Genomic DNA, 23,410 nt, shown 5'->3' on the forward strand with positions numbered 1-23,410 from the left:
GCGGTCCTGATCGGAGTCTCGGAGTACGCCGCCTCCGGCCTCCACGATTACCCCGCCATGGCCGCGGGTGCGCGCGAACTGGCGCGCCTGCTCCAGAGTGAGGACGTCTGGGGTCTTCCAAAGGAGCACTGCCGCACCTTGATCGGTGCCGAGGCGACGCAGGCGAACATCAGCCGTGAGCTCGCCGCGGCGTCCGAAGCGGCCGAGGACGCGCTACTGGTCTACTTCGGTGGGCACGGCGAACTCGACCGCCACGGTCCCCGCACCCGGCTGCTCCTGGCCGCCAGCGACGACCAGTTCCCCAACCTGCTCAACTGGCGGGATTTCGACTGGCTTCGCGGCCATCTGCGCCACGGCGCCCACCCGGCTAAGCACCGGATCCTGTTCCTGGACACCTGCCACAGCGGTGAGGCCATGAACCAGGGAGTGCTCGGAGGAGACGGCGGTGAGACTTGGGACGAGGAGGACCGCACCGACCTGTCGACGCTCTTCACCGCCTGTGAAAAATTCGAGAAGGCCGAGGTGCCCGCCGACCCTGGGCAGGGACGGTACTCGAAGTTCGTCGCAGCGCTGCTCGACATGCTGGGCAACGGCATCGACGGACTCCAAGGCACGCTCACCCCCGAGGACCTGTACGACGGGATGAAGTCCCGCATCGGTGGCGCACAGACGCCCCGGCTGCTTTGCGCGGACGGGGCCGGCCAGTCGCCGCTGTTCAAGAACCGGCGGGGAAGTGGGCCGGCTCACGAATCGGCCGGACCGTCCGGGAGATCCACGATGCCGCTCCCGCAGGGCGACATGATCGGCAGGGACTCCGAAGTCGGAAATCTGGTGAGGGGCGCACGCCAGGCGGCGGGCGGCGAGGATCCGTTCATAGCGGTGGTGCATGGCAGAGGCGGATCGGGCAAGTCGGCGATTGTGCTGCGCGCGGCCACCGAACTCCGGGTGGACTTCTCCGAATGGCGGATCTACCTCAACTTGCACACTTGGACGCCAGGGCAGCCGAAACGCAGTCCGGAGCAGCTGTTGGAGGACCTGCTGGTCGAGGTCGGGCACACCAGGATCGAGCCCGACCTGGCCGGCCGCGTCAGCCGTTGGCGCCGCTGGCTCGCGGACCATCAAGCGCTAATCGTATTGGACGACGTCGCCGACACCGACCAGGTAGAACTGGCCCTGCCCCCGGCCGGTTCCCGATGCGCGCTGCTCATCACCAGCCGTAATGCCTTGGGCGGCATCAGCGCCGACCGGTCTGTCGAGGCCGTCCCTCTCAACGAGGCCGATGGGATCGCGCTGCTTCGCCGCGGTACGGACGAACCGCTCGACGAGAGCATCCTGGTCCGGTTGGGCGGTCTCGTCGGCTGGAGTCCGAAGGCGGTCGACGGCCTGTCGCGCCAGTTGGCCCATGTCCGCCCCGACCTGCTAGTCCAGAGCATTGAACGCTCGGGCAGCCCCGTGCTGGAGGCGGTCTACCGCGACGCACTCGCGCAGCTCGGCTCGAACGCGCTGCACCGCACCGCCATCGCCTGTGGGGTCCATCCTGGTCCCGACTTCGACGCTGGATCGATAGCGGCCATCACTGATTCGGACGAAGCCTTGATCGCCGATGAGCTGCATCGGCTGATCCAAGCGCTGCCGCACTACCGCTTCCGACTGCACGACGAGGATGCCGCACTCGCCTCTGTTCTCGCCGCCGATTCGTACGGCGATGACCTGCGAGGAGTACGGGCACGGTTCTTCGTGTGGATGGCGGGACGAGTCCATGCCGCAGTGAGGGAGATCTGGGGCGAGGACGCGACGGAGGCGTTTGCCAAGGAGACACCTGGTCTCGAATTCACAGGCCCTGGTGAGGCCGTCAAGTGGCTGAACGATGCGAGCGAAGAGATGATCTCGGGGACTCTCGCGGCCATCTCCGCCGCTCATCCCGTCGCGGCAACACTCGCCGCCGAGTCCGGAAGATGCCTCGTGCTTCTGAATCGACTCGACGATGCGGAGACCGTGGCCACCCGCTTGAACGACTTGCCGAATGCTCGCGGGGCGCTTACATCGAGTCTCAGTCTCGGAAGGGTCGCCTTCTCTAGAGAGCAATGGACCACCGCATCGAAGTGCTTTCAGGATGCACTTCGGCTATCCCGCACCGCCGGTGACCATATTGCCCAAGCAGATGCCCTCCTGAGACTGGGTGATGTCGCGCGGATGCTAGAGCAGCGGAGTGATGTCAGGCGGCACTACAATGCGGCGCTGGACCTGGCCCGCGCCACCGGTGACCGCATTGCTCAGACCGCCGCCCTCCTGAGACTAGGTGAGATCGCGCGGATGCGGGAACAGTGGGGCGCTGCCGAGGGGCACTACAACGCGGCGCTGGACCTGGCCCGCACCACCGGAGCCTGTTTTGCCCAAGCCGACGCCCTTCTGGGTTTGGGGCTGGCCGGTTGGGCGAACCCGCGTCGGCGATACGAGGATGCACGGATGCAGTTTCTGGAAGCCCGTGACTTGTACCGTGACTTGGGATTGAGCCGATTTGTAGAATTTTGTCAATCGTTCATAGCCAAATGCTGACGCGCAATGTCTGAAGCGTTTGGTAGGGGCCGGGTACGGCGGCTGGTTGCGCTCGTGACCTTGGGGACGCGTGAGCCTCGTCCGTGCATGCCGCCGCACCCGGTTCGGGAAGGTCAGGACCTCCTTTCCTGGTTCCGACTCGGCGGCTCGGTGCGGCGCGGGGTGAAGCGGCGCAGCCATTGCGGGCCGCGTCCGACGGGGCGGAACTCGCGGATCACGTTGTGGTCGAGGCAGTTCCAGTAGCACGCGACGGCGAGCTGGACAATGCGGTCGGCGCGGTGGTTCTCTGCCGCCCAGCCGGGCCTGTCGGACAGGACCGCGTAGCGCGTTTGGATCTGGTTCAGCCCTCGCATTGACGGTAGACGCGTGACTCAGGTGGGTTGGACGGTGCCGCTTCGCGGTGGTCGGCGGTGGCGGCCCAGATGCGGACGGCTTCGGCGACGATCGCATCCCGATGAACCTCTGCCCATGCACCGCACAGGGGCTCGCACACGCGGAGCTCGGGTGTGGTGGTGGCGAGTCCTATGACCGAGCCGAGCGCGACGGGTCGGATCGGGTCGGGCGCGGCGACTCGATCCATATTGGATGACGATGGGACGACCCCGGCGCCGGAACCAGAATCGGCGGCGAGCTTGCGGCGGTGTCCCGGTTCGGGGCCCGGACCGGAACCGAGCGCCGGGCCAGCGCCGTGCGCGGGGCCCGGCCCCGGGCCGAGCGGAGGCCCATCTCCTGGTTCGGCATTGAATGGGTTGCCGCAGAAGGTGATCCGCAGCCGGGTCTGGTGCGCCAGGCCTTCGAAGCGGAGGGGGCGGCCGTCGATGAAGGCGGTGCCGAGGTAACCGGTGTAGTCCATCAGGCCGCCGCCTTCCCGGCGGTGGAAGCGGTGAAGGCCCAGCCGGGGCCGACGTCGAAGGCTCGTTCCCAAGCGGCCATATAGGGCGCCCTTGCCGATGCCGACGAGGATCGTGGGTCGCGGCGGAAGTCGCGGCGTGGGGACGGGTTCGGACGTGGCCCGTCCGCAGTCGGCCGTGGCCTTCGGGTCGGTTCGGGGTGGTCGGCGCGGTAGCGGCGGGCTCCGGCCAGGGCTTGTGTGATGGTCCCGGTTCCGATGTACCGCACGGGAGTTGACTGTGGGACTGGCCCCGCCGATGCGATTGTGCCGCGTTGAACGGGGATTGGGACGGGCCTTGGTGCAGCGGTGCGGCCGTCGACCGGCGGTTCTTCCTCGCGGAGCGGGCGTGGTGCGGCAATCAGGCCGAGGCAGGCGACCCACCAGGCCCAGGCGATCAAGTGCGCTAGGCGTTGACGGAACGAGGGCGGATCGGTTTCGTGGTGGGCGGCGGCCAGGTCGGCGGACTTCGTCATGAACCGCTTGAAGGCCTGCTCGCGGAGCGGCGAGAACCGGGGGGCCTCGCCGTCCTCGGACCCCGCCTGCCGGTCGGCATCGGGCCAGAACCGGTTGCGGTCCTTCGGAGTCGGAGTCGGAGTCGGAGTCTGCGGAGGCGGCGGGGTCCCAGCTCCGGCGGATTCGCGGCGGCGGTTGGCGCGCTGGCCGCCATCAGGAGTTCGCGCGTCGTCGTGGTCGCGCTCGGCGTGGAGCGCCTGGACCTCGGCCTCGCTCCAGCGCCGCACCGACAGCGCCACCACCTCCGAATACTCCGGAACGGGCATGTCGGATTCGCTGGGCGGCAATGGATCGGGCAGCTCGTTCCGGCGGTGTCGGCCGGTGCGCCGGTCCGGACGCCAGCCGGAGGAGCCGAACGGACCCGGGTCGTCGGGGTCGTACGGACGATCGGTGTCGATGATCCAGGTGTCACTGAGGCGGTGCCGCAGGTACATCGGCTCGTAGCGCGGGCTGACCGGATCGCCGTCCCACGCGGCGGTATCGCAGCAGTCGGGCGAGTGCTGGTAGCGGTAGGCGCCGGACGTGTCGGGATCGGGTGCACCGTCTTCGAGGAACAGGCGGCGGCCCGCCCAGTCGAAGAAGCCGTCCCCCTGGACGTATTCGAGCGGGTCGCCCGGGCGGACCGGACGGGCGTCGAACCCGACCAGGAAGCGGAGTCCGGAACTGCCGGAGTCGTCGGGCCGCTCGGGCTGCCTCGATCGAGTGGAGTCGGTGGACGAACCGGCCACAGGGACGTTTCGGCTTGGCGTGGGCGCCGGGTATTGGCGTACGCTGAGAGAAGCCATGGGAGGTTACCTTCCATTGCTGTGAAGGTGGGCCGCCAATCTGTTTGGCGATAGAAGGGGCGGCCCACCGGACCATATGCAGTTGTGGCTTTTGGAATCGCGCACTGCGCGTCTTCGAACTATGACACAGGCGCGCAAGTTGATCCAGTTACGACACGCGCCGCTTTCACTTCTCGCACTTACGTGTCTAGAAGATTTTCCTTACGACGTTCGAAGACGAATCGGGCCGGGAGCTTTGCTCCCGGCCCGATCTGCTTGCACCGCAATATATATGACCAGAAAGGCCCTGACAATGACTCAGTGGACGGCGCAGCCGATTGTGACTTTGTCGACTAAGTGACTATCAGCCCAGGGCCGACTCGTAGTCGTCCTTGCTGGCCTCGCCGGTTTCCGACTTCTCGGAGTCCTTGGGCTCCTTCGACTCCTCGGACTGCTCCGATTCGGAGGTCTGGGTTTCGGCCTCCGCGTCCGCCTCGGCCTCCTCCTGCTGCTGGAGCTCGTCGAGCTGTTCGTGGATCTCGACCCTCTCGGCGTCGGTCTCCGCCTCCTCGAGGTCTTGGCGCAGCAGCGTCTCCTCGTCCAGGTTCTGCTGCTCCCAGGCCTCCTTGCCCTCTTCGACGGTGTAGTCCTCGATGGCCTGGTCCATGCCCGGGGTCATGTACTCGACGAGGTCTTCGGGGATATTGGCGCCCACCGGCTTCGGGTTGCCGTTCTCGTCGAGCGGCGGCTTCCAGTCGGGGTCGTTCGAGGGGAACTTGTCCTTGAGGTGCTCGGGGGCGTGCTTCGCCAGCTCCGGCGGGATCGACTCGGGGTCGTTCTCGGCGATCTCCTCCCACTTCTCCGGTGGGATAGCCTCGGCCATCGCCTTCCACTCCTCCTCGGGAATGGTCGCGACCAGGTAGGGGTCCAGCACCTTCGAGCCGTCGGGCATCTCGGTCACCGCGGTCTCGGAGTCGTCGACCTCTTCCTCGGGCTTCTCCTCTTCCTTCGGCTCCTCCTCGGGCTGGCCGCCGCCCCCGCCGCCGCTGGGGCTGCCGCCTCCACCGCTGGAACCGCCGCCGCCGGTCGAGCCGCCACCACCCCCGCCGCTGTCGTCCTTGCCCTTCTTGTCGCTTCCGCTGTCGTCCTTCGCGCCCGCATTGCGGATGTTCTCGGCCGACTGGGTCCAGACGCTCTCGAGGTCGCTGAACCCGGTCTCGAGCTCCGACAGGTCCTGCAGGGCCGAGTCGACGTCTGATTCCATCTGCCCGAGCCGTTCCTCGACCTCGCCGTAAGCGGTGGTGGCCCGGTCGTTGATCTCGTTGATGGCGATCGGGATCCCCGGAGGGAAGGGGACGGCGAACTGGAGGGCCGCCGCCATGATCCACGTGCATTCCTCGACGGTGCTGGTGATCTTCTCGATGACTTCGGCGCGGCCCTCGGCGACGATCTGCGCGATGCCGTCGATCGTGCCGGACGCGCTGGTGGCGAGCTCACCCGCCTTGAGCAGGGACGTGGCGAAGGCGCTCGCGATTTCGCGGAACGTGTCGCCGGCATCGCCCTCCCAGGCGTCATTGGAGCTGGTGGAGCCGCTCTCCAAGGACTCGCCGATGGTGGTCAGGTCCGTGCCGATCTTCTTCCAGTCCTCGATCAGCTGCTTGATCGCGTCCGCGTCGCACTTGAGCAGGTCGATCGGCGACTGAAGCTCCTTGATGGAGTCGAGGAAGCCGATGATCTGGCCGGGAACCCAGAGGAACGCGTCGATGGCCATGCTGATCAGGTCGCCGACGGCGTCGATCGCGCCCTCCGCGAGCCACGTGAGCCCCTCGTTGATGCCGTTGACGACGTCAGCTGCACCGTGGAGCAGGGCTCCGTTGACGCTCGCCGGGATGCTCGCGACGACCCCCGCGGCATCGATTCCGGCATTCGCGATGTCGCCGACCGTGTCGAGTCCGACCGCGTCGAACCCGGCGTTCGCCACATCGCCGGCCGTATCGGCGACATCGCGGATGCCATCACCGACGCTGTCGGCAACGTCTCCAAGAAAATCCATAATGGTCAGAGCTCCCCGGTCAGCGCGGTCAGGTCGTCGGCCGCCGCCTTGTCGGACGACTCATAGGAGTCGCTGGTGTCTTCGAGGGCCTTGGCCAGCGCCTCGGCGAAGTCCGATGCCGCCAGGAGGGCCTTCTCGGCGGTCTCGTCGAACCCTTTCAGGGATGGCGGAATGAGATTGGCCAGGTACTCGCTGAACGCGTTCTCCGAACTCAGAGTCGAGCTCACGGCCGCCTGCGCGACGTCCTGCAGGGGGTCGGCGACGTCGCCGCGGGTGGCGGTGGCGACCTTCCTGACCCCCTCGGGCTCGACGGAGACCTTCTTGCCGGCCTTGAAACTTTTGGTAGTCATCGCTGACCTTCTTCGCCTTTGGCTTCCGAGGCCGCGGTGAACGCCTTCACCGCGGCCGAGTCGGCGCCCATGGTCTCGGTCATGACCTCTCTGGTCTGCTCGGCGGCCTCCTGTCGGGCCCGCTCATACGTCTCCTGGGCGACCTGTGTCATCCACTCGGGAGAGGCCTGCCGTATCGCCCGTCCGAATCGGATGTCGAGGAGCTGGCCCGAGGCGCCGACCGTCATGCTGACCTCGCCGTTGTCGCTGACGACGGTCGCTTGGATCGCGGAGACCTTGCTCGCGGATTCGGCGGCTCGCTCCTGCACCGTGCTCATGCGCTGCTGGAAGCCCTCCATGAAACCGTGGATATCGGTCAACGCCGAGGGTCGGTTGCCGGATCCGTTCGGGCTGTCTTGCAAGGGGGATTGGGCGCTCATGTTGCCTTCCTCAGGCTTCAACCGGGTGGTGAGAGGACCTAACAATTCTGACATAGTCGTGCCACCGCTACAGTTCATGCTGTAGTCGGATGAATCGCGGTCGCCGAGTGGGCATCCGGGACGGGTGATGCGCTGGTCACCCGACCCGGACGAGATAGTCCCTAATGGATTTCAGTGCTTCAGCTTGTCGATGAGATCGAGGATCTTGTTGGCGAGGTCGGCGAACACCGTGAGGTCCTTGGTGAGGTCGACGATGGCCTGCGCCGTGCGGCGCAGCATGCTGGGGCGGTTGTGCTTCGAGAGGCCTTCCTCCAGTTCGTCGATGACCTCCTCGACTTCGGCTCGCTTCTCGCCCAGGTCCGCGGCATGGGCTTCGAGCAGCTCGCGCATCTGCTCGACGAGGTGGCCCAGCTGTTCGAGCGACCGGTCCCCGCCGTCGGCGCCGTAGAACCGGACGCTGTTGTTCTCGCCGATGGCGCCGATGTAACCCGTGGCCTGGTCGCCCATCGCCGCGACCTTGCCCTCGCCGTGGTTGTGGTAGCCGCCGGAGATGGTCATCTTGTCCTCATCGCTCATTTCGAGTCTCCCGTGCCGATCGTGACCTGGTTGCTGCTGCCGACTGCGCCGATGTTCCCCGAAGCGCCCGCGCCCACGGCGGCGACAGGACCGTTGATCACGGTGCTGTTGTTGATGATGCTGGTGGACTTCGCTTCGAACTCGGCGACGTCGACCTTGTCGGAGAGGAAGTCCCGCACCAACCTCATGAGCTGGCGCTCGAGTACCTTCCCGAACTTGACCGCGTCCCGTTCCTGGAAGTAGTGCTGCACATCCGAGTCAGTGCCCAGATACCGGACGCTGACTCGCGCACCGTAGTCCGTGGAGGCCGACTGCGGGTCCTGGAGATCCGTCCGCAGCCTCGACGCGCCGATCGCGTTTCCGATCTCACGGAACAAGATTGCGGGTGCCTGTCCGACTTCGCCCGGTAGCCGTCCGATCCCGCGCAGCACGTCCATGACGACGGCGTTCGGTCCCATCTCGCTCTTGTTGCCGAAGACGTGGTATTCGTTCCGGGTGGGGGGCAGCACCAGATGGCTGAACTCCAAGTACAGGGTCTGGCCCTGCAGCGCGGCGTGGGCGAACACCGTGGTGACCAGTTCGCCGTCCCAGGCCCGCACCTGGCACTTGATGTAGTTGCGGATGATGGTGTTGGGGTCGTTGCAGCTGTCGGCCCAGGAGTATCCGGGGAGGTGCTGCGTCGAATTGACCGGGCCGTTCGCGTCGACGCCGGCGATCCAGGCCTCGTTGGTGACGCTCAAACCCTGAATGTGCTTGGTGTGACCGGCATCCTGGCCGAGCGCGCTGAGCCCTTCACCGATGTGCTGAGTCAGCTCGGCGGCGGTGAAACCGGGCCAGGGGCCGGGGTCCGTCCGGCCGTCGACCGGCGTCAGGGTCAATGCCAGGCTCCAGGTTCGCCGCAGATCCCCCGCGTAGTTGAACGGGTAGTAGCCGGAATAGCAGGTGACGTCGCCGGCCTCGGCATTCTGGATATGGGCCAGCCGTGCGTCGGCCCTGATCGAGTCCGGTCCCACCATCTGAGTCCTCAGGCGGAGGATCCAGGAACGCCGTATGGCGGCGAACGTTCCTACGACGCCCGCGAACAGCAGCGCCCACGGCAAGGCCCGTCCGAAACTTGCGTCACCGCTGCCCGATGTGGAGGTTGAACCACTCGATGACGAGCCGAGTCCGTCGCCGGAGAGCAAGGACGTCAGGAGGGCCATCACGGATCCGGCGAATAGGACAAAGACAAACACGCACAGAACGAGCAGCAGCAGTATGCCGCCGGTCATCCGGCGGAGGCTGATCGACGAGCCGTCCTTGATCCAGGTGGCGGCGTTTCTGACGGTGCGCAGCAGCACCTTGAACAGCTGCCATCCCAGGAGCAGGCCGATCAGTACGAACACCGCCGGCCAGGAGACCGCCAGCGCGAGGAGGAAGAGCCCCACGATGGTGATCGCCTGGAACAGGTCGAGGTACATCGCCCGTTTGCAGTGATACAGCACGGAAGCCGAGTCCACGCCGACCGACGGCGCGACGGCGTGCTCGGGCTGGTTGTAGACGTGTTTGAGGGCGGCGCGGCGAAAGTCCCGATCCAGGTAGGCCGCCACCCATAGATGCCGGGTGGCCTGGCTGGGGGCCGGCGGAAGCTGGTGGTTCTGCGTCGGCGCCGCTGTCGCCGTCGCGGGTGGAGTCGCGGGCGGAGTCGGCGGCGGCGACTGGTTCTCGAACTGGGGTTGCTGCTGCGTCATGTCATCTCCTTGAGAGAGGTATTGCGGGTGGTGACCGGGCGGGGCCTACATCTGGACGCGGCCGTGGTCGCCGATGATGCCGATCTTGGAGTTGCCGTTGTCCCCTATGACGCCGGTGACGTGGGGGAGCTGCCTGGCCGGTTCCGAATCGGCCGGCCGGGCTTCGGATCGAGCCGGACCCTCCGACTCGGCGGCCTCCGGCGGGTAGGGACCGGCCAGTCCGAATTTCAGGAGGTCGCCGGAGAGGGTGGGCACGTGCAGGTGGGCGTCGGTGTGAAAGCCCTTGTCGGCCATCTCGATGCGGACCTTCACGAACTCCGACTCCCGCAGCCAGAGCGGGTTGGAGCGCACCGTGAAGGTCACCGCTTCGGGAGACAGCGCGACCGACAGGAAGGTCACGGCGGCATCGGAGTGCGCCAGCGCCGTCCTCGCGGGCGCGGAATCGGCGAGGCGGCAGGCGGTGATGATCGGTTCGTTCGGGGCGATGTCGATGCGCGGGTCGTCGATGTTCGACACCGGTCCGATCGCCAACCCCATTCGCATTCGGACATTGAGCCCGCTGCGCTGGTGGAGTTCGCGCAGGCCGCTCTGCAACGCGGCGGGAATGCGGTCGACGATCGCCCCCAGGTGCTCCTCGTGGAAGCCCGTCACGATGCCGTCGCCGGCGTTCTGCTCGAAGACGCGCCGGTGCCAGGCTTCGGCCAGGCCGCTGCGGGTGAACGCCTCGGCGGTCGCGTCGCGGAAGGCGACGGCCACCCGATTGCGTTCGGGATCGGTGAGGCTGCTGAACCGGCGGACGTCGAGCGCCATCGCCACCAGGTTTCGCGATTCGGGGCTTGATCGCCAATGGATGGTTGGCTTGCTCATGCGCACTCCTAGTGGGGATTGCCGTCGTACTGGGGCGTCGGACTGATTCCCATCCTCTGGGCCCGGGCCGTGGGCTGCTGTCCAGACTTGAACAAACTAGAAAGTGTTTGATGTCACAATCAGGTTGCGCTGGCTCGTCGAGCCACGGCCGTGAGGTCGGTGAGGGTGAGCGGCGCCGGCTGGGTTCGGACCAGTCCTTTGGTTCGCCAGAGCTTGAGCAGCTGTGCGACCGAACTGCGGGACACTCCGAGGGCGGACGCGATCTGATCCTGCGTCAACGGCACCGTGGGAACATCGCCGTCCGGGGCCGCCTCCACGGTCTCCAGGAACAGCTGGGCCATGCGCTTCTCGGTACCGAGATTGGCGGTGCGCCACATCCTGGCGGTGTTCTCGCGGGCCTTGCCGAGCATGTAGTGCTGCAAGGCGTTCCCCAGTCCGGCGCTCTCGATGTACTGCCCGAAGGCTCGTGCGTTCAGTACGGCCACCGCGCCGTGCTCGAGGGCCCACACCGAGGCCACGTGCTCGGAGCCGTCGCCGTGGGCGTACTCGCCGAGGAGGTCGCCGGGACCTCGCACGGCGATGAGCGTTTCGGTTCCGTCCTGATCGGTGTAGACGACGCGCACCCGGCCCCGGCGAACGGCGTACACCGTTCGGCTGCGAACGCCCTGCTCGATCAGCCGCCTTCCGGAGACGATCTCCCGATGCGTGCCGCGTTCCAGCAGCCGACTCCATTGCGGCGCTGTGGCCAGTGCTTGAAACCCGCGGGCGACGGGGAGGAGCGGGGGCCGGGACATCAACCATTGATATACGCGGCCGACCCGGTTGTCTGTCGCAATTCCGACAGTGAAGGAGTGAATCCCGCCATCCCACTCGGCTTTCCCAGGGGATCGACGGGTTCGATCAAGCGGCTGGTCCGGGTACCGGTCCATTCGCAATGTGGACGCTCTTCGCCCCGCCGCGCATGCGCATCCGCCGTGCCAGCGCCATGGCGTGCTTGACGTCTGAGGCCAGGAACAACACCGTCGGACCCGACCCCGAGACGTGCGCGGCCAGCGCGCCCTCCTCAAGCCCCCCGTGCATGAGCGACGCCAGCTGCGGGCGCAGGCTCACCGCCGCGGCCTCCATGTCGTTGACCAGCAGCCGCGACAGTTCGTCGGCGCCGATGCCGGACTCGAAGGCCCGCACGATCTGGTCGACGTCCGCGGAGAACCGGCCGATGCCGTCCTCGCGCAGCCGGTCGACCTCCTTGAAGCACTCCGGAGTGGAAATCTGCGTATCGGTGGTCGCCACGACCCAGTGCCACGAACCGCCCACCTCGACGCGGGTCAGCTCCTCGCCTCGGCCCGCGCCCACGGCAGTGCCGCCCTTGAGACAGAAGGGGACGTCGGAGCCCAGGCCGGCGGCGAGGCGGTGCATCTCGGCGTCGCCGATCTCGATCTCCCACAGTCTCGAGCAGGCCACGAGCGTCGCGGCCGCGTCGGCCGAGCCGCCCGCCAGGCCCCCCGCGACCGGGATGCGCTTGTTGAGGTGGATGCGCACGTCGGGGTCCACGCTGCCGTAGATCGCGATGAGCTTGGCGGCCTTGACCGCTAGGTTCTCGTCGCCTCTGGGGAGGATGTCGGCGCCCTCGCCCGAGATCGTCAGTTCGATGCCCGGCTCCTCGCGCCGCTCCACGGTGACCGTGTCGTACAGCGAGATGGACTGGTAGACCGTGGAGAGGGCGTGGAATCCGTCCGCACGGGCGTCCCCGACTCCCAGGTGCGGGTTGATCTTGGCGGGGACGTCGACGGAAACCGCCGCGCTGGGCGCGGCGGGCGCGGTCTGTCCGGTCACAGTGTCTCCTTGGCGTCGGCGAGAGCGATGAACTCCGTTATGTCCAACGATTCACCCCGCCGTGTGGGTTCGACTCCGGCGCGACGGAGAATTTCGTCGGCGGCCTCGCCCGATCCGGCCCAGGACTTGAGGGACTGGCGGAGCATCTTGCGGCGCTGCCCGAACGCGGCGTCGACGGCGCCGAAGACCTCTTTCCGGTTGGCCTCGGGGCTCTCGTGCCGTTCGAAGGCGACGAGTCCACTGGCGACGTTGGGCACCGGCCAGAACACGTTGGGCGACACCGATCCGGCGCGCCGGGCCTTGGCGTACCAGGCCATCTTGACGCTGGGCGCGCCGTAGATCTTGGTGCCGGGTCCGGCGGTGAGCCGGTCGCCGACCTCGGCCTGGACCATTACCAGTCCCTTGTCGAGGGTCGGAAAGGTCTCCAGGGCGTGCAGGACGACGGGCACGGCGACGTTGTACGGCAGGTTTGCGACGAGCGCGGTCGGCGGCTCGGGGAGCTGATCGGCCCGGATGCGCGCGGCGTCGGTCTCGATGACGTGGAGCCGTTCGTGCTCCTCGGGCGCGCGGTGCGCGACGGTCGTCGGCAGCGCCAGGGCCAGCTTCGGGTCGATTTCGACGGCGATGACGCGGCGGGCGATCTCGATGAGCGCCAACGTGAGCGAGCCGAGCCCGGGGCCGACCTCCATCACCACGTCGTCCTCGTCCAGGCCCGCGGTGGCGGCGATGCGGCGCACCGTGTTGGCGTCGATGACGAAGTTCTGGCCCCACTTCTTCGTCGGCTGGATGCCCAGGCCGCGCGAGAGGGAGCGGATGTCGCTGGAGCTCAGCAGGCGCGCCATGTCAGGCCTGCCCGCCGGCGAGGAGGGGTTCGAGCACGATGCCGGGGTAGTCGTTCGCGATCGTGGCGATGCGGTACTTGTTCGGCAGGGCCACCAGGTGGGCGCCGTCGCGCGGCCGCCGGAAGACCTCGACGCCGGGCGCCGTGAGGAGCCGCTTGGCGCCCTCGGCGTCGGTGACGCGGGCGAGCTTGTACGGCAGGTGGTCGATGGTGGCCGGGACGTCGAACTCGGCGGACAGGCGGGCGATCGTCACCTCGAACTGGAGCGGTCCGACCGCCGCCAGCACCGGGGTCGCCTCGCCGCGCCGGTCGGAGTAGAGGACCTGGACGACGCCCTCGGCGTCGAGCTGGGCGATGCCGCGGCGGAACCGCTTGGCCTTCGAGGTGTCGTGCATCTGGAGGGCGCCGAAATGCTCGGGCGCGAACGCCGGCAGGGGCGGGAACTCGACGGCGCGGCCCTCGTAGATCGTGTCGCCGACCGACAGGCCGGAGGCGTTGACCAGGCCGACGATGTCGCCGGGCCAGGCCTCCTCGACGGTGTCGCGGGAGGCCCCGAACATCGTCTGCGCGTACTTGGTGGACATGGTGCGCTTGCCCTGCGCCTGCGTGACCTGCATGCCGCGTTCGAACCGGCCCGAGCAGACGCGGATGAACGCCAGCTGGTCGCGGTGGGAGGCGTTCATGTTCGCCTGGGACTTGAACACGAACCCCGAGAAGCCCGATTCGAGCTCGCGGGGCGAGCCGGCGGTGTCCTCGCGCGCGAACGGGGACGGCGCGATGTCGATGAGCAGGTCGAGCAGCTGCCCGACGCCGAAGTGGACGAGGGCCGCGCCGAACAGCGTCGGCGTGGTGTGCCCGGCCTCGAAGGTCTTGGGGTCGAAGTCGGCGTCGACCTCGCCGAGCAGCTCCGATTCCTCGACCGCGCGGGAGTAGTCCTCGCCGAAGCGCTCGGCGGCCTCGTCGGCCGTGAGGACCTCGGTGTGCGCCAGGTGCTGGCCGCCGGGGGCGCGCTCGTAGCGGACCATGCCGCCGGCCTGCGTCCCGTCGATGGCCATGCGCTCGATGACGCCGTGGAACTCGCCGCCGACGCCGACCGGCCACGTCACCGGCGTCGGCTTGATCCCGATGCGCTCCTCGATCTCCTCGAGGATGTCCAGGGCGTCCTTGGCGGGGCGGTCCCACTTGTTGATGAAGGTGATGACGGGGATGCGGCGGGCCCGGCAGACCTCGAAGAGCTTGAGCGTCTGGGGTTCGAGGCCCTTGGCGGCGTCGAGCAGCATGACGGCGGCGTCGACCGCGGTGAGGACGCGGTAGGTGTCCTCGGAGAAGTCGGCGTGGCCGGGAGTGTCGAGGAGGTTGACGACGCAGTCGCGGTACTCGAACTGGAGGGCCGCCGAGGTGATCGAGATGCCGCGGTCCTGCTCCATGGACATCCAGTCGGAGACGACGCCCTTGCGGTCGCCCTTGCCGTGCACGGCGCCGGCCGAGGCGATGGCCTGGCCGTGGAGGGCGAGCGCCTCGGTGATCGTCGACTTGCCGGCGTCGGGGTGGGAGATGACGGCGAACGTGCGACGGCGCGCGGCCTGGGCCGCGATTTGGCTGGACATGGATTCCTCAAGACGTGAAAGAACAGGCGGTTTCGGAGCAGAGCAGGCCCGACCCTCAACAGTAACGGTGAACCTCGCCATCTCCACGCTGAGCAGGGCCGCTTTTTGTCAGACCCGCGGGTGATGATGGCGAGGGACGGGTCCCCTCTTGGGTGGGTGGGGTAGAGCCGGCGGTGCGCTCACCCCGCCAGTTGGGCCTTCACGATCCCCGCCACGACCTTGCCGTCGGCGCGTCCGGTGACCTTCGGGCCGATCGCCTTCATGACCTTGCCCATGTCCCGGGGCCCTTCGAAGCCGCCCTCGGCGATCGCGGTGCGCACGATCTCGCTGACCTCGGCCTCACTGAGTTCCTCGGGCAGGTAGCGCTTGATGATCGCTTCCTCGGCCAGCTCGGCCTCGGCCGACTCCACGCGCCCGCCCTCGCGGAACGCATCGGCGGCCTCGCGGCGCTGCTTCGCCTGCTTGATGAGGACCTTCACTACCTCGGTGTCATCCAGCTCCCGCGGGGTCTTGCCCGCGACCTCCTCATTGCGGATAGCCGTGATGACCATGCGAAGCGTGCCCAGCGTCACCTTGTCCCGGGACTTGAGGGCAGATCTCATATCGGTTTCCAACTGGGTCTTTAGCTCACTCATATTTCGACAATCTACCGTTGGGGGTATGAAGATCAGCCGTGGACTTGCCGCAGCAGCCGGGATCGGGATCGGCGCGGGCGCGCTGGCGCTCGCGTACGCCTCACTGTATGAGCGTGTCCAGTACACGCTCCGGCACTTCGCGGTGCCGGCGTTGCCGGCGGGGGCCGAACCGATCCGGGTCCTGCACATCTCCGACCTCCACATGACGCCAGGCCAGGTGCGCAAGGCCCACTGGGTCGCCTCGCTGTCCGCGCTCGACCCGGACCTGGTGCTCCTGACAGGGGACAACCTCGCCCACCCGGACGCGGTGGACCTGGTCTCCAAGACGCTCCGGCCGCTGTTCAAGGCGCCCGGCGCGTTCGTGTTCGGCTCGAACGACTACTACGCGCCGGTGCTCAAGAACCCGCTCCAGTACTTCAACCCGAACCACGAGCACAGGTACGGCGCGCCCCTGCCGACCGAGGAGCTGCGCAAGGTCCTCGAGGACGGCGGGTGGTCCGACCTGAACAACGCGGCCGCCGACCGGATCGTGGCGGGCCTGAACGTCCACTTTGCCGGCGTCGACGATCCGCACTTCGACCTGGACGACTACGACCTGGTGTCCGGCCCGGTCCCGGCCGACGCCGACCTGTCGATCGGTCTGACGCACTCGCCCGAGCCGCGCGTGCTCGACGACTTCGTCCGCGACGGCTACGACTTCGTCGCCGCCGGCCACACCCACGGCGGCCAGGTCTGCGTGCCCGGCTACGGCGCCCTGGTCACCAACTGCGGCATCGACCGCGAGCGGGTCAAAGGCCTCCACGAGTGGGCCACCGGAGCCGACGACGGCATGTGGATCCACGTCTCGGCGGGCCTGGGGACTTCCCCTTACGCGCCGGTGCGCTTCGCGTGCGCGCCGGAGGCGAGCCTGCTGACGTTCATCCCCGCCGAGCTCTGAGCGAGCGGAAAACCGGATGCGCCGCGCCGCCCGCGCGACGTAGTGTGACGGGGCCCGGGGCGCCCGGACCCCGTTCGGGGTGCGGCACTGGCCTCGGGTAACATTTCCACTCGTGCGAACACCTGGTGTGTTCGCGACAAACGAATATCGGGTTGTGGCGCAGCTTGGTAGCGCACCTCGTTCGGGACGAGGGGGTCGCAGGTTCAAATCCTGTCAACCCGACAGACGAAAATACAGGTCAGGGCCGGTCTCCCATCTTCGGGATTCCGGCCCTGACTGTGTTTACAGCAGCGATTTACAGCAACGCTAGTCCTCGGACTCAAAGCTCTCGCTCAGCTTCCGAAGCGCTTCCCTGGTGGCCTTATCGGACGCCTGGGCGTAGATCTCCATCGTGATGTTGAAGTCCGAGTGCCGCATGATCGCCATGATCACCCGAGGATGGACATCCAGATCCACGAGCAACGAGCTACAGGTCCGCCGGGCGTCGTGCACCGAGATCCGGGGGAGACCCGCCAACTCCAAGTGGTTCACGAAGTACCGATGGAAATTGCGCGGCTCGATCGCCGTTCCGAACCTGGTGGTGAAGACCAGATCCGAATCCTGCCAAACCTCGGCCTTCGCCTTGTCCCGCAGTTGCCGCTCTCGACGTTCCCGCAATGCCTTGATGCAGAGGTCCGGCATCGGTAGCGCGTTCTCCGACTCCTCCGTCTTGGCTTTCTTCTTGTGGATCAGTTCGCCCATGACGCGCTGGAGTTGCCACGACGGCTCAAGCACGCCTTCATCCAAGTCAAGACTGTCCCAGGCCAAACCGAGGATCTCGCCCTTGCGCAAGCCCATAGCGAGCACCAGCAGATAAGCCGCATAATGCGGATCAGCGCGGACATGCTCCAGGAACCGCCGCGCCTCATCCGTGGTCCACGCCTTCTTTCGACGCTTGCGCCCGCTGGGCAGTCGCACTTGCATGGCTCGGTTGACCGACACCAGCTCATCCGTGACCGCCTGCGACAACGCCGACCGCAACACCGTACGAGCGTCACTGACTACCCTGGCCGACAACACCTTTCGGCAGCATTCACCCTTGGCGCAGCACTTGTGTGGCGTCCGCTGCCCATCAATGCCTTGGTGGCAGCACTGACACACCGTTGCGAGGTGGAACGATCTTTCAGACCTTCTCCGACAGCTTTGATAGGGTGTGGTCGAGTTCCAGAAACGTCTGGACGGACCAAATCGGGAAGGTCAAGCAGTGAGCCGTATTGACCACATCAATAACCCGGAAGCACCGGAGCCGAACAGCGTCGTTCCATCGACCACTGCTTTCGTGCTCGACGAGCAGAACCATGTACTTCTCATCCGGCGCACCGATAACGGAGACTGGGCACTTCCAGGTGGGGCTCACGACTACGGAGAGTTCATTGCGGAAACCGCGGTTCGGGAGACCAAGGAAGAATCCGGAATCGACATCGAGATCACCGGAATCGTTGATATATATACCGATCCCAATCATTTGATCGAGTACAGCGACGGCGAAGTCAGACAGCAGTTCTCGATCTGCTTCAGAGGCAAGCAAGTCGGAGGAGTACCAGCCGTAAGCGCTGAATCGTCCGATGTGGACTGGTTCGATCGAGCTGACCTCGCGGGCCTACCTATCAATCCGTCCATGCGATTGCGGATTGAACACGGCTATGACCGAGGAGAAGCGCCCTACGTCGGTTAGGCGGCCAGCCGCTGCTCGGTCTGTCGCACCGCGTCGAGGATCAACGGTCGTGCGCGCCGGATGAACCGCGTGACCACGTGATCCGGACCGTATCGTTCAAGGATCTCAGCGAGCCGGACCTCAACCTCGAGGTCGTTGCCGTCGGGCCCGGTTGTCATGTCGCAGAACCAGAGCGCCTGGGTCACGGCTGAATCTTCGTTCACGAACTCCGACTCAAGTTCCTTGCGGAGGCCGCGCTCATCAGCCTCGATCGTGGCGCACGAGTGATGGGCAACCAACGCAACCACCCGTTCATCCCAACCCTCCGTTCGGAGCCAACGAGCGCCATCAAGTGGGTGGAAGCCAGTCTTGACGAGAGCTGGTGAGTATCCCACGTCGTGAAGGATCGCAGCCATCGCAAGAATGTCAGTGCTCTCTTCGGGGAAGAGTTGGGTTCCCACCTCAAGAGCCTTCCTGCCGACCGCCTGGACATGCCTCCACCGTCGCGGAAGAGCTCTCGCGAGCAGTCGTTCGGCGGTGTCAAAAGCGGTTTGGTAGGTGTTCATTGGGTCGACCTTAGCACCAGGCATGACCGCCCAACCTGCTCGGCTGGACTATTCGGAGGTTAGAAGTGGGCCATAAATATTCAGATACTCATATCCAAACTTCGCGGCCAGAATCATTTCTGCGGCTTCGTCCCGAGATACTTTGAGATGCTGATGCCCAACCTTGTTCCTGCAAGATTGAAGGCTCCTGAGCCCAATCTCGACTTTTTCTGGCATCTGAGGTGCGCCAACAAGTTTAAGGAGAGATGGGATCAGGAAGCGAAGCTGATGCCCGTATGTTGCGCCATTCGTAAGGAAACTTGCAACGTCACGTTTGCTACCAAAGCGGCCGTAATGTTCAGACAAGATGCGGTTGATTTTCAGTTCGACTGCGATTTGAGCTGGGATTATTGATCCTCTAAAGTCTCCGATCGTAAATGCTTTCGCTGCGCTGAAAAATGGCTCTTCCTCTGGCTCCGATGGTGGAGGCATCCAGATTACTAGAATATTCAGTTGATTTATGTTTGGGTCGTTGGAGTCGAATCCTTGCAATTCTTTGAGCTCAACGGGGTGAATAGATAGGTGGTGGGCAACGTGATTAAGGTGCAAGCGCTGGGTGCGTAGGGCGGGCCAAAGATTCGGCCCTGTTGCGGACAGCCCAACCGGGGTAAGGACTACATCAAGAATTGTTGCACCTTCAGGTACACCATGATCTTCGAAAAGGACTTGTAGATCCGTATTTGGATGCATTTGTTTGGAAATGATCAATTGTCTTCCAATGCCCAAGGCTAGGATGCCGGGAATCAGCGGATTCTCGTTGCGCACCCAGCGAAGGAGGAGGCCCCAAAGATCAACTTTGTAAGCGCAATTCACGCAACCCCAGTCGCGACTCTCGAAGTAGCCGACGAAGTCTTGACGCGAAGGAACTAGTTGCGCGATGCCACATTCAGGGCAAATCAAGCCTTTGATGCTGGAGGTCATCTAGGGATAATAAACCCGGGTGCTTTAGAGCTTGTCTCAGTTGGTGAGTTTCTTGTAGCAGGTGATGGCTGCGGCGAGGGCGAGAAATGCGGCGAAGAGGTGTCCATGGCGTTCGTATCGCAGGATCAGGCGGCGGTAGCCGCCGAGCCAGGCGATGGTGCGTTCTACGACCCAGCGGTGGCGGCCGAGTCGGGTCGAGGATTCGATGCCGCGCCGCGCGATGCGGTCGCCGATGCGTCGTTCGCGCAGGGTCCGGTGGCAGTCGGGGATGTCGTAGGCCTTGTCGGCGTGGAGTTTCGCGGGTTTGCGGCGCCGGGGCCCGCGTTGGGACCGGATCTTCGGAATGCCCTGGACGAGCGGCTCCAAGGCCTGGGAGTCGTGGAGGTTCGCGGCCGAGACAGCCAGAACAAGGGGCAGGCCGTTCCGGTCGGTGAGGACGTGGATCTTGCTGCCCGCCTTGCCGCGATCGACCGGGTTTGGGCCGGTCAGTGATCCCCCCTTTTAGCGCGCAGACTCGCCCCGTCCACGATCGCCCTGGACCAGTCGATGTCGCCGGCGGAGCCGAGCCGATCAAGCATCGCTCGGTGGAGCTTCGCCCACAGACCAGCCTCGGACCACTCGGCGAAGCGCCGGTGCGCGGTCTGATACGAGACACCGAACGTCGGTGGCAGGTGCCGCCAGGCGCAACCGCTGGTCAGCACGAACACCATCGCTGCGAACACCTGCCGGTTGTCGGACCGAGCGATGCCACCGCCCTGCGCTCGTTTCGGTGCAACCGGGATCAGCGACTCGGTGATGTCCCACAGCCCATCTGGCACCAGACATCTTGCGAATTCATTCACACATGATGCCTACCAGTTCCGATGCAGCTCAAGCTGGACGGTCCCCGGGACCGGTCCTCGCGCGTAGGCATGATCCTCGGTCGACGACGAGTAGTGTGCTTCATTCGGACGGATGGGTCCAGTCATGGTGCCTGGCCCTGCCAGCCCATGTGGCAGGAGGCAACTGGTATGGGACTGATTCCTGCCGGTCTCTCGCCGCTGTCCCGCCTTGATCCCTGCCGATTCTGGCGAAAGAATCGAGGTCGGCCAGACCTGAAGGGTGCGCAGAGCAATCATGATTGACAGGGAAAGACGAACGGCGGTCGACGCGTTCGCCCCGGCTGTCGGCGTCGAGCGGGCCGGTTGAATCGATGAGCGAGGCGCCACTGTTCAGCGAGCAACACCCCGCTCCCGCCGCCCGTCGGCGACTGTCCGCCAAGGCCACTTGGACCTTCTTCATCGCGGCCGCCTTGGTCGTCGTCGCCGTTGCCGTGGTTCTCGTCTGGTCGCAGATCCGGGACGCCGAGACGACGCACGTCATCGATGACGAGGCCGGTTTGAGTTACAGTATCCCGCAGGACTGGGTGCAGCTCAGCGAGGCGGAGATGACGGTAGACAGTGGCTACGCGATGTACTCGTCGATAGCAGAAGCACCCGGAAACGCATGGGTGCGGTTCAGGGTTGCCGGAGCGGATTCTCATGAGGACGCGCTGTCGTTCACCAAGGCGCTGGTGGCCGACTTCACCGGAGGCGATCTGGATTCTCCTTCGATCGTGGAGGAGGACAGCGTCATCGACGGGCACGCCGCCACCACGTTTTCCGACTCGGACGACGAGGGGCTCGTCTGGATGTCGATGCTCATCGAGTTCGATGACCGATGGGTCGAGGTGTGGGGAGCGGCCGACAGCGATGACCCGCACTTCGTCGAGCAGTTGGAGTCGATCTTCGAATCGATCAGGATCTCATGACGGCGAGCCGGAACCCGGCCGCGGCCATAGCCGGCCCGGAACGCTCAAAACCCGCCAACTGAGACACGGTCTTACTGTGCGAAAGCTCTGGGTGTCCGGGTCAGGAGTTCGTGTGAGAACTTTCTATACATCTTCAAGGCGGCCTTGCGGCCGCGCCTCGTGGCAGGCCTGCGGTCCGGTCCTCGCTTCGCTGCGGGCGGTCCTCGGCCGGCCACGGGCCCAAGCGGGCGCCTTGAGGATGAGATGAAAGTTCCGGCCGGAACCCTTGGCCGGGGACCCCTGCGGGCGCGCGGCCAGGCCGGATTGAGGGCGATCCCTGCGGGCCCGCCCTGTCGCTTGGGCGAGCGTATCGCGCGCCCGCCCCCGGCCAATGAACCCGACCTCCAGGGTTCTATCGAGTGGTGAGGACAGCGGCGACCAAAGCAAGGTAGTAGAGTGCCTCCATGGCGATAGAAAAACGTGAACAAGTCTTTATCAGCTCTACGTTACAGGATCTCAAAGAAGAGCGACAAGCTGTCATCCAAGCGCTACTCGATGTCGATTGCATTCCGGCAGGCATGGAGATGTTTCCCGCCTCTGATGCTGACACCTTCGATCTAATTAAAGAGGTGATCGATCTTTGCGATTACTACGTTGTAGTAATTGGAGATCGTTATGGAAGCGTTCATGACAAAGAGCAAATTTCCTATACCGAAATGGAATTTGACTACGCCGTTAGCCAAGGCATCCCGGTGATGGGGTTTCTGCATGGAGATCCTGGGAGTATTCCTTCCGGTAAGGTGGATATGGATCCCGAGCTTCGAGTGAAGCTCGAATCTTTCCGCGCAAAGATTCAGACCAGAATCATTCGCTACTGGTTGAATCCTGGTGACCTTACTGGCAAGGTCATTCAGGCGATTGTGAAGGCCCGGAAGTCGCACCCTGCTGTGGGCTGGATTCGGGGTAGTGAGGCAATGACCCCGGAGATTAAGTCCGAACTTGCTGAGCTGCGAGCGAAGGTAGCTGAGCTTACGGCGGATTTGAAGACTGAGCAACGTGAACACCAAGGCACCGTCGAGCGATCTGAGTTGGTGCAGGGCGAGGACAAGTCGCATGTCATGTGTTCGATCGAATTCCATTGGGAGTCGCAGCTTGAAGAAGCGGCTAATGCATACGTTCGAAAGGCGAGAGGCTCTTGGGAGTTTGACACCACTTGGAACGAACTATTCAAACGCCTTGCGCCAGCCTTGATGGATGAGGCGACAGAGGTCGATATGCGTGGAAAATTGTCCACCTTCTGTCTGCGAGAGGCAAACAGGCGCAGAACCGAAATTCGGGATGATGTCGACGAAGAGCCTGTGGGTAGAGTCTATGAAGCCAAGATTGCATCGCAGAGCTTTGACGATATAAAGGTACAGTTTGATGCCTTGGGCTTGATTGAAAACGGTTCGAAAAAACGACTCGCGAGCGATACCAATGTTTATTGGAAGCTGACTAGCGAGGGAAGGCATCAATTGACGCAATTGCGGGCAATCCGGAAGAACTTGCCGACCGATGAAGGCTCAGACCTGAAGCCAGGCTGAATGGTTGTCGTGCTGTCGTCTAAACGTGTGCCGTCCCGGCTATGTGGAGGCTGCTGCTGTGGGCCCTGCGGCGAACCAGCCCGCAATACAGCAGCAAAGTGCAGCAACCGCCGTGCGCGAGGATGTCTCGGGTTGGCTCTGACCAGCCGCGATGCACCTTGGTTGGCCCCCAACGGCCCCCGTGCCGATAGTTCGGGACGAGGGGGTCGCAGGTTCAAGTCCTGTCAGCCCGACGTGTGATGTCTCAGGACATCGGAAACAGGTCGA

23 protein-coding genes and 1 tRNA gene are annotated in these 23,410 nt (G+C 65.1%); 6 read left to right on the forward strand and 18 right to left on the reverse strand.

From position 1 onward, the window contains the following. Positions 1–138 precede the first annotated feature (138 nt). A complete protein-coding gene (locus FAB82_RS09375) occupies positions 139–2,556 on the forward strand; it encodes a tetratricopeptide repeat protein (RefSeq protein ID WP_425461579.1) in 2,418 nt (805 codons plus the stop codon). A gap of 113 nt (positions 2,557–2,669) precedes the next feature. On the opposite strand, the gene FAB82_RS09380 is transcribed toward FAB82_RS09375, so the two are convergent. From FAB82_RS09380 to FAB82_RS09445, 14 genes are all read right to left on the reverse strand, one after another. After that, positions 2,670–2,909 carry a hypothetical protein gene (locus tag FAB82_RS09380; RefSeq protein ID WP_136534281.1) on the reverse strand — a complete coding sequence of 80 codons (240 nt, stop codon included), beginning with the start codon at positions 2,907–2,909 and terminating at the stop codon, positions 2,670–2,672. Beyond that, positions 2,897–3,409, reverse strand: a complete 513-nt coding sequence (locus FAB82_RS09385; protein ID WP_136534282.1) for a hypothetical protein — start codon at positions 3,407–3,409, stop codon at positions 2,897–2,899. The genes FAB82_RS09380 and FAB82_RS09385 overlap by 13 nt, the downstream gene beginning before the upstream one ends. Continuing rightward, positions 3,409–4,746 (reverse strand): hypothetical protein, encoded by a 1,338-nt coding sequence (locus FAB82_RS09390; RefSeq protein WP_136534283.1) that lies wholly within the window; start codon positions 4,744–4,746, stop codon positions 3,409–3,411. Before FAB82_RS09390 ends, FAB82_RS09385 begins: the two co-directional genes overlap by 1 nt. A gap of 343 nt (positions 4,747–5,089) precedes the next feature. After that, positions 5,090–6,778 carry a WXG100 family type VII secretion target gene (locus FAB82_RS09395; protein WP_136534284.1) on the reverse strand — a complete coding sequence of 563 codons (1,689 nt, stop codon included), beginning with the start codon at positions 6,776–6,778 and terminating at the stop codon, positions 5,090–5,092. A gap of 5 nt (positions 6,779–6,783) precedes the next feature. Further along, the gene (locus tag FAB82_RS09400) at positions 6,784–7,128 is read right to left on the reverse strand and encodes a type VII secretion target (RefSeq protein ID WP_136534285.1); all 345 of its coding nucleotides are present in this window, start codon (positions 7,126–7,128) and stop codon (positions 6,784–6,786) included. Then, positions 7,125–7,547, reverse strand: coding sequence for a YbaB/EbfC family nucleoid-associated protein (locus FAB82_RS09405; protein ID WP_168801510.1), 423 nt, complete (start codon positions 7,545–7,547; stop codon positions 7,125–7,127). Before FAB82_RS09405 ends, FAB82_RS09400 begins: the two co-directional genes overlap by 4 nt. Before the next feature lie 171 nt (positions 7,548–7,718). Next, positions 7,719–8,123: a glutamate--cysteine ligase family protein gene (locus tag FAB82_RS09410; RefSeq protein ID WP_136534287.1), complete on the reverse strand. Its 405-nt coding sequence runs from the start codon at positions 8,121–8,123 to the stop codon at positions 7,719–7,721. Beyond that, positions 8,120–9,853, reverse strand: a complete 1,734-nt coding sequence (locus FAB82_RS09415) for a hypothetical protein (protein ID WP_136534288.1) — start codon at positions 9,851–9,853, stop codon at positions 8,120–8,122. Before FAB82_RS09415 ends, FAB82_RS09410 begins: the two co-directional genes overlap by 4 nt. 45 nt (positions 9,854–9,898) lie before the next feature. After that, the gene (locus FAB82_RS09420) at positions 9,899–10,720 is read right to left on the reverse strand and encodes a hypothetical protein (protein ID WP_136534289.1); all 822 of its coding nucleotides are present in this window, start codon (positions 10,718–10,720) and stop codon (positions 9,899–9,901) included. Positions 10,721–10,839: 119 nt separating this feature from the next. Further along, positions 10,840–11,514, reverse strand: coding sequence for a Crp/Fnr family transcriptional regulator (locus FAB82_RS09425; protein ID WP_168801511.1), 675 nt, complete (start codon positions 11,512–11,514; stop codon positions 10,840–10,842). A 106-nt stretch (positions 11,515–11,620) separates the two neighbouring features. Continuing rightward, positions 11,621–12,553, reverse strand: a complete 933-nt coding sequence (locus FAB82_RS09430; RefSeq protein ID WP_136534291.1) for a 4-(cytidine 5'-diphospho)-2-C-methyl-D-erythritol kinase — start codon at positions 12,551–12,553, stop codon at positions 11,621–11,623. Further along, positions 12,550–13,395, reverse strand: coding sequence for a 16S rRNA (adenine(1518)-N(6)/adenine(1519)-N(6))-dimethyltransferase RsmA (gene rsmA / locus FAB82_RS09435; RefSeq protein ID WP_136534292.1), 846 nt, complete (start codon positions 13,393–13,395; stop codon positions 12,550–12,552). Before rsmA ends, FAB82_RS09430 begins: the two co-directional genes overlap by 4 nt. 1 nt (position 13,396) lies before the next feature. Beyond that, positions 13,397–15,001, reverse strand: a complete 1,605-nt coding sequence (locus FAB82_RS09440; protein ID WP_136534293.1) for a peptide chain release factor 3 — start codon at positions 14,999–15,001, stop codon at positions 13,397–13,399. A 179-nt stretch (positions 15,002–15,180) separates the two neighbouring features. Continuing rightward, on the reverse strand, positions 15,181–15,636 hold the full coding sequence (locus FAB82_RS09445) for a GatB/YqeY domain-containing protein (protein ID WP_136534294.1): 456 nt from the start codon (positions 15,634–15,636) through the stop codon (positions 15,181–15,183). Positions 15,637–15,661: 25 nt separating this feature from the next. Between FAB82_RS09445 and FAB82_RS09450 the strand changes: the two genes are divergently transcribed. Both FAB82_RS09450 and FAB82_RS09455 read left to right on the forward strand, forming a co-directional pair. Beyond that, positions 15,662–16,573, forward strand: a complete 912-nt coding sequence (locus FAB82_RS09450) for a metallophosphoesterase (RefSeq protein ID WP_136534295.1) — start codon at positions 15,662–15,664, stop codon at positions 16,571–16,573. 148 nt (positions 16,574–16,721) lie between these two features. Beyond that, positions 16,722–16,795: transfer RNA gene (locus FAB82_RS09455), tRNA-Pro, on the forward strand. An 84-nt stretch (positions 16,796–16,879) separates the two neighbouring features. Here the strand turns inward: FAB82_RS09455 and FAB82_RS09460 are convergent. Further along, complete coding sequence (locus FAB82_RS09460; protein ID WP_136534296.1) at positions 16,880–17,596, reverse strand: tyrosine-type recombinase/integrase; 717 nt, start codon at positions 17,594–17,596, stop codon at positions 16,880–16,882. Positions 17,597–17,816: 220 nt separating this feature from the next. Here FAB82_RS09460 and FAB82_RS09465 point away from each other — a divergent pair, with 220 nt between their 5' ends. After that, on the forward strand, positions 17,817–18,287 hold the full coding sequence (locus FAB82_RS09465; RefSeq protein WP_136534297.1) for an NUDIX domain-containing protein: 471 nt from the start codon (positions 17,817–17,819) through the stop codon (positions 18,285–18,287). On the opposite strand, the gene FAB82_RS09470 is transcribed toward FAB82_RS09465, so the two are convergent. The 3 genes from FAB82_RS09470 to FAB82_RS09480 form a co-directional block, all read right to left on the reverse strand. Beyond that, complete coding sequence (locus FAB82_RS09470) at positions 18,284–18,832, reverse strand: HD domain-containing protein (protein WP_136534298.1); 549 nt, start codon at positions 18,830–18,832, stop codon at positions 18,284–18,286. The two genes, FAB82_RS09465 and FAB82_RS09470, sit on opposite strands and share 4 nt — an antisense overlap. Positions 18,833–18,880: 48 nt before the next feature. Beyond that, positions 18,881–19,792, reverse strand: a complete 912-nt coding sequence (locus tag FAB82_RS09475) for a hypothetical protein (RefSeq protein ID WP_136534299.1) — start codon at positions 19,790–19,792, stop codon at positions 18,881–18,883. 36 nt (positions 19,793–19,828) lie between these two features. Continuing rightward, positions 19,829–20,634, reverse strand: a protein-coding gene (locus FAB82_RS09480; protein ID WP_136534300.1) for an IS5 family transposase whose coding sequence is annotated in 2 segments (ribosomal slippage) — positions 19,829–20,295 and positions 20,295–20,634 — 807 coding nt in all. Because the reading frame shifts where the segments join, the coding sequence is not laid out codon by codon here. Positions 20,635–20,984: 350 nt separating this feature from the next. Between FAB82_RS09480 and FAB82_RS09485 the strand changes: the two genes are divergently transcribed. Then, a complete protein-coding gene (locus FAB82_RS09485; RefSeq protein WP_136534301.1) occupies positions 20,985–21,581 on the forward strand; it encodes a hypothetical protein in 597 nt (198 codons plus the stop codon). A gap of 443 nt (positions 21,582–22,024) precedes the next feature. After that, positions 22,025–23,143, forward strand: coding sequence for a DUF4062 domain-containing protein (locus FAB82_RS09490; RefSeq protein ID WP_136534302.1), 1,119 nt, complete (start codon positions 22,025–22,027; stop codon positions 23,141–23,143). Positions 23,144–23,410 lie beyond the last annotated feature (267 nt).

This window comes from Glycomyces buryatensis, assembly GCF_004912275.1.
In the GTDB taxonomy this organism is placed as follows: domain Bacteria; phylum Actinomycetota; class Actinomycetes; order Mycobacteriales; family Micromonosporaceae; genus Glycomyces; species Glycomyces buryatensis.

Coding starts and splice junctions, on each gene's coding strand:
- FAB82_RS09380 (WP_136534281.1), bottom strand. CDS start 2,909: ATGCGAGGGCTGAACCAGATCCAAACGCGCTACGCGGTCCTGTCCGAC.
- FAB82_RS09385 (WP_136534282.1), bottom strand. CDS start 3,409: ATGGACTACACCGGTTACCTCGGCACCGCCTTCATCGACGGCCGCCCC.
- FAB82_RS09390 (WP_136534283.1), bottom strand. CDS start 4,746: ATGGCTTCTCTCAGCGTACGCCAATACCCGGCGCCCACGCCAAGCCGA.
- FAB82_RS09395 (WP_136534284.1), bottom strand. CDS start 6,778: ATGGATTTTCTTGGAGACGTTGCCGACAGCGTCGGTGATGGCATCCGC.
- FAB82_RS09400 (WP_136534285.1), bottom strand. CDS start 7,128: ATGACTACCAAAAGTTTCAAGGCCGGCAAGAAGGTCTCCGTCGAGCCC.
- FAB82_RS09405 (WP_168801510.1), bottom strand. CDS start 7,547: ATGAGCGCCCAATCCCCCTTGCAAGACAGCCCGAACGGATCCGGCAAC.
- FAB82_RS09410 (WP_136534287.1), bottom strand. CDS start 8,123: ATGAGCGATGAGGACAAGATGACCATCTCCGGCGGCTACCACAACCAC.
- FAB82_RS09415 (WP_136534288.1), bottom strand. CDS start 9,853: ATGACGCAGCAGCAACCCCAGTTCGAGAACCAGTCGCCGCCGCCGACT.
- FAB82_RS09420 (WP_136534289.1), bottom strand. CDS start 10,720: ATGAGCAAGCCAACCATCCATTGGCGATCAAGCCCCGAATCGCGAAAC.
- FAB82_RS09425 (WP_168801511.1), bottom strand. CDS start 11,514: ATGTCCCGGCCCCCGCTCCTCCCCGTCGCCCGCGGGTTTCAAGCACTG.
- rsmA (WP_136534292.1), bottom strand. CDS start 13,395: ATGGCGCGCCTGCTGAGCTCCAGCGACATCCGCTCCCTCTCGCGCGGC.
- FAB82_RS09440 (WP_136534293.1), bottom strand. CDS start 15,001: ATGTCCAGCCAAATCGCGGCCCAGGCCGCGCGCCGTCGCACGTTCGCC.
- FAB82_RS09445 (WP_136534294.1), bottom strand. CDS start 15,636: ATGAGTGAGCTAAAGACCCAGTTGGAAACCGATATGAGATCTGCCCTC.
- FAB82_RS09450 (WP_136534295.1), top strand. CDS start 15,662: ATGAAGATCAGCCGTGGACTTGCCGCAGCAGCCGGGATCGGGATCGGC.
- FAB82_RS09470 (WP_136534298.1), bottom strand. CDS start 18,832: ATGAACACCTACCAAACCGCTTTTGACACCGCCGAACGACTGCTCGCG.
- FAB82_RS09475 (WP_136534299.1), bottom strand. CDS start 19,792: ATGACCTCCAGCATCAAAGGCTTGATTTGCCCTGAATGTGGCATCGCG.
- FAB82_RS09485 (WP_136534301.1), top strand. CDS start 20,985: ATGAGCGAGGCGCCACTGTTCAGCGAGCAACACCCCGCTCCCGCCGCC.
- FAB82_RS09490 (WP_136534302.1), top strand. CDS start 22,025: ATGGCGATAGAAAAACGTGAACAAGTCTTTATCAGCTCTACGTTACAG.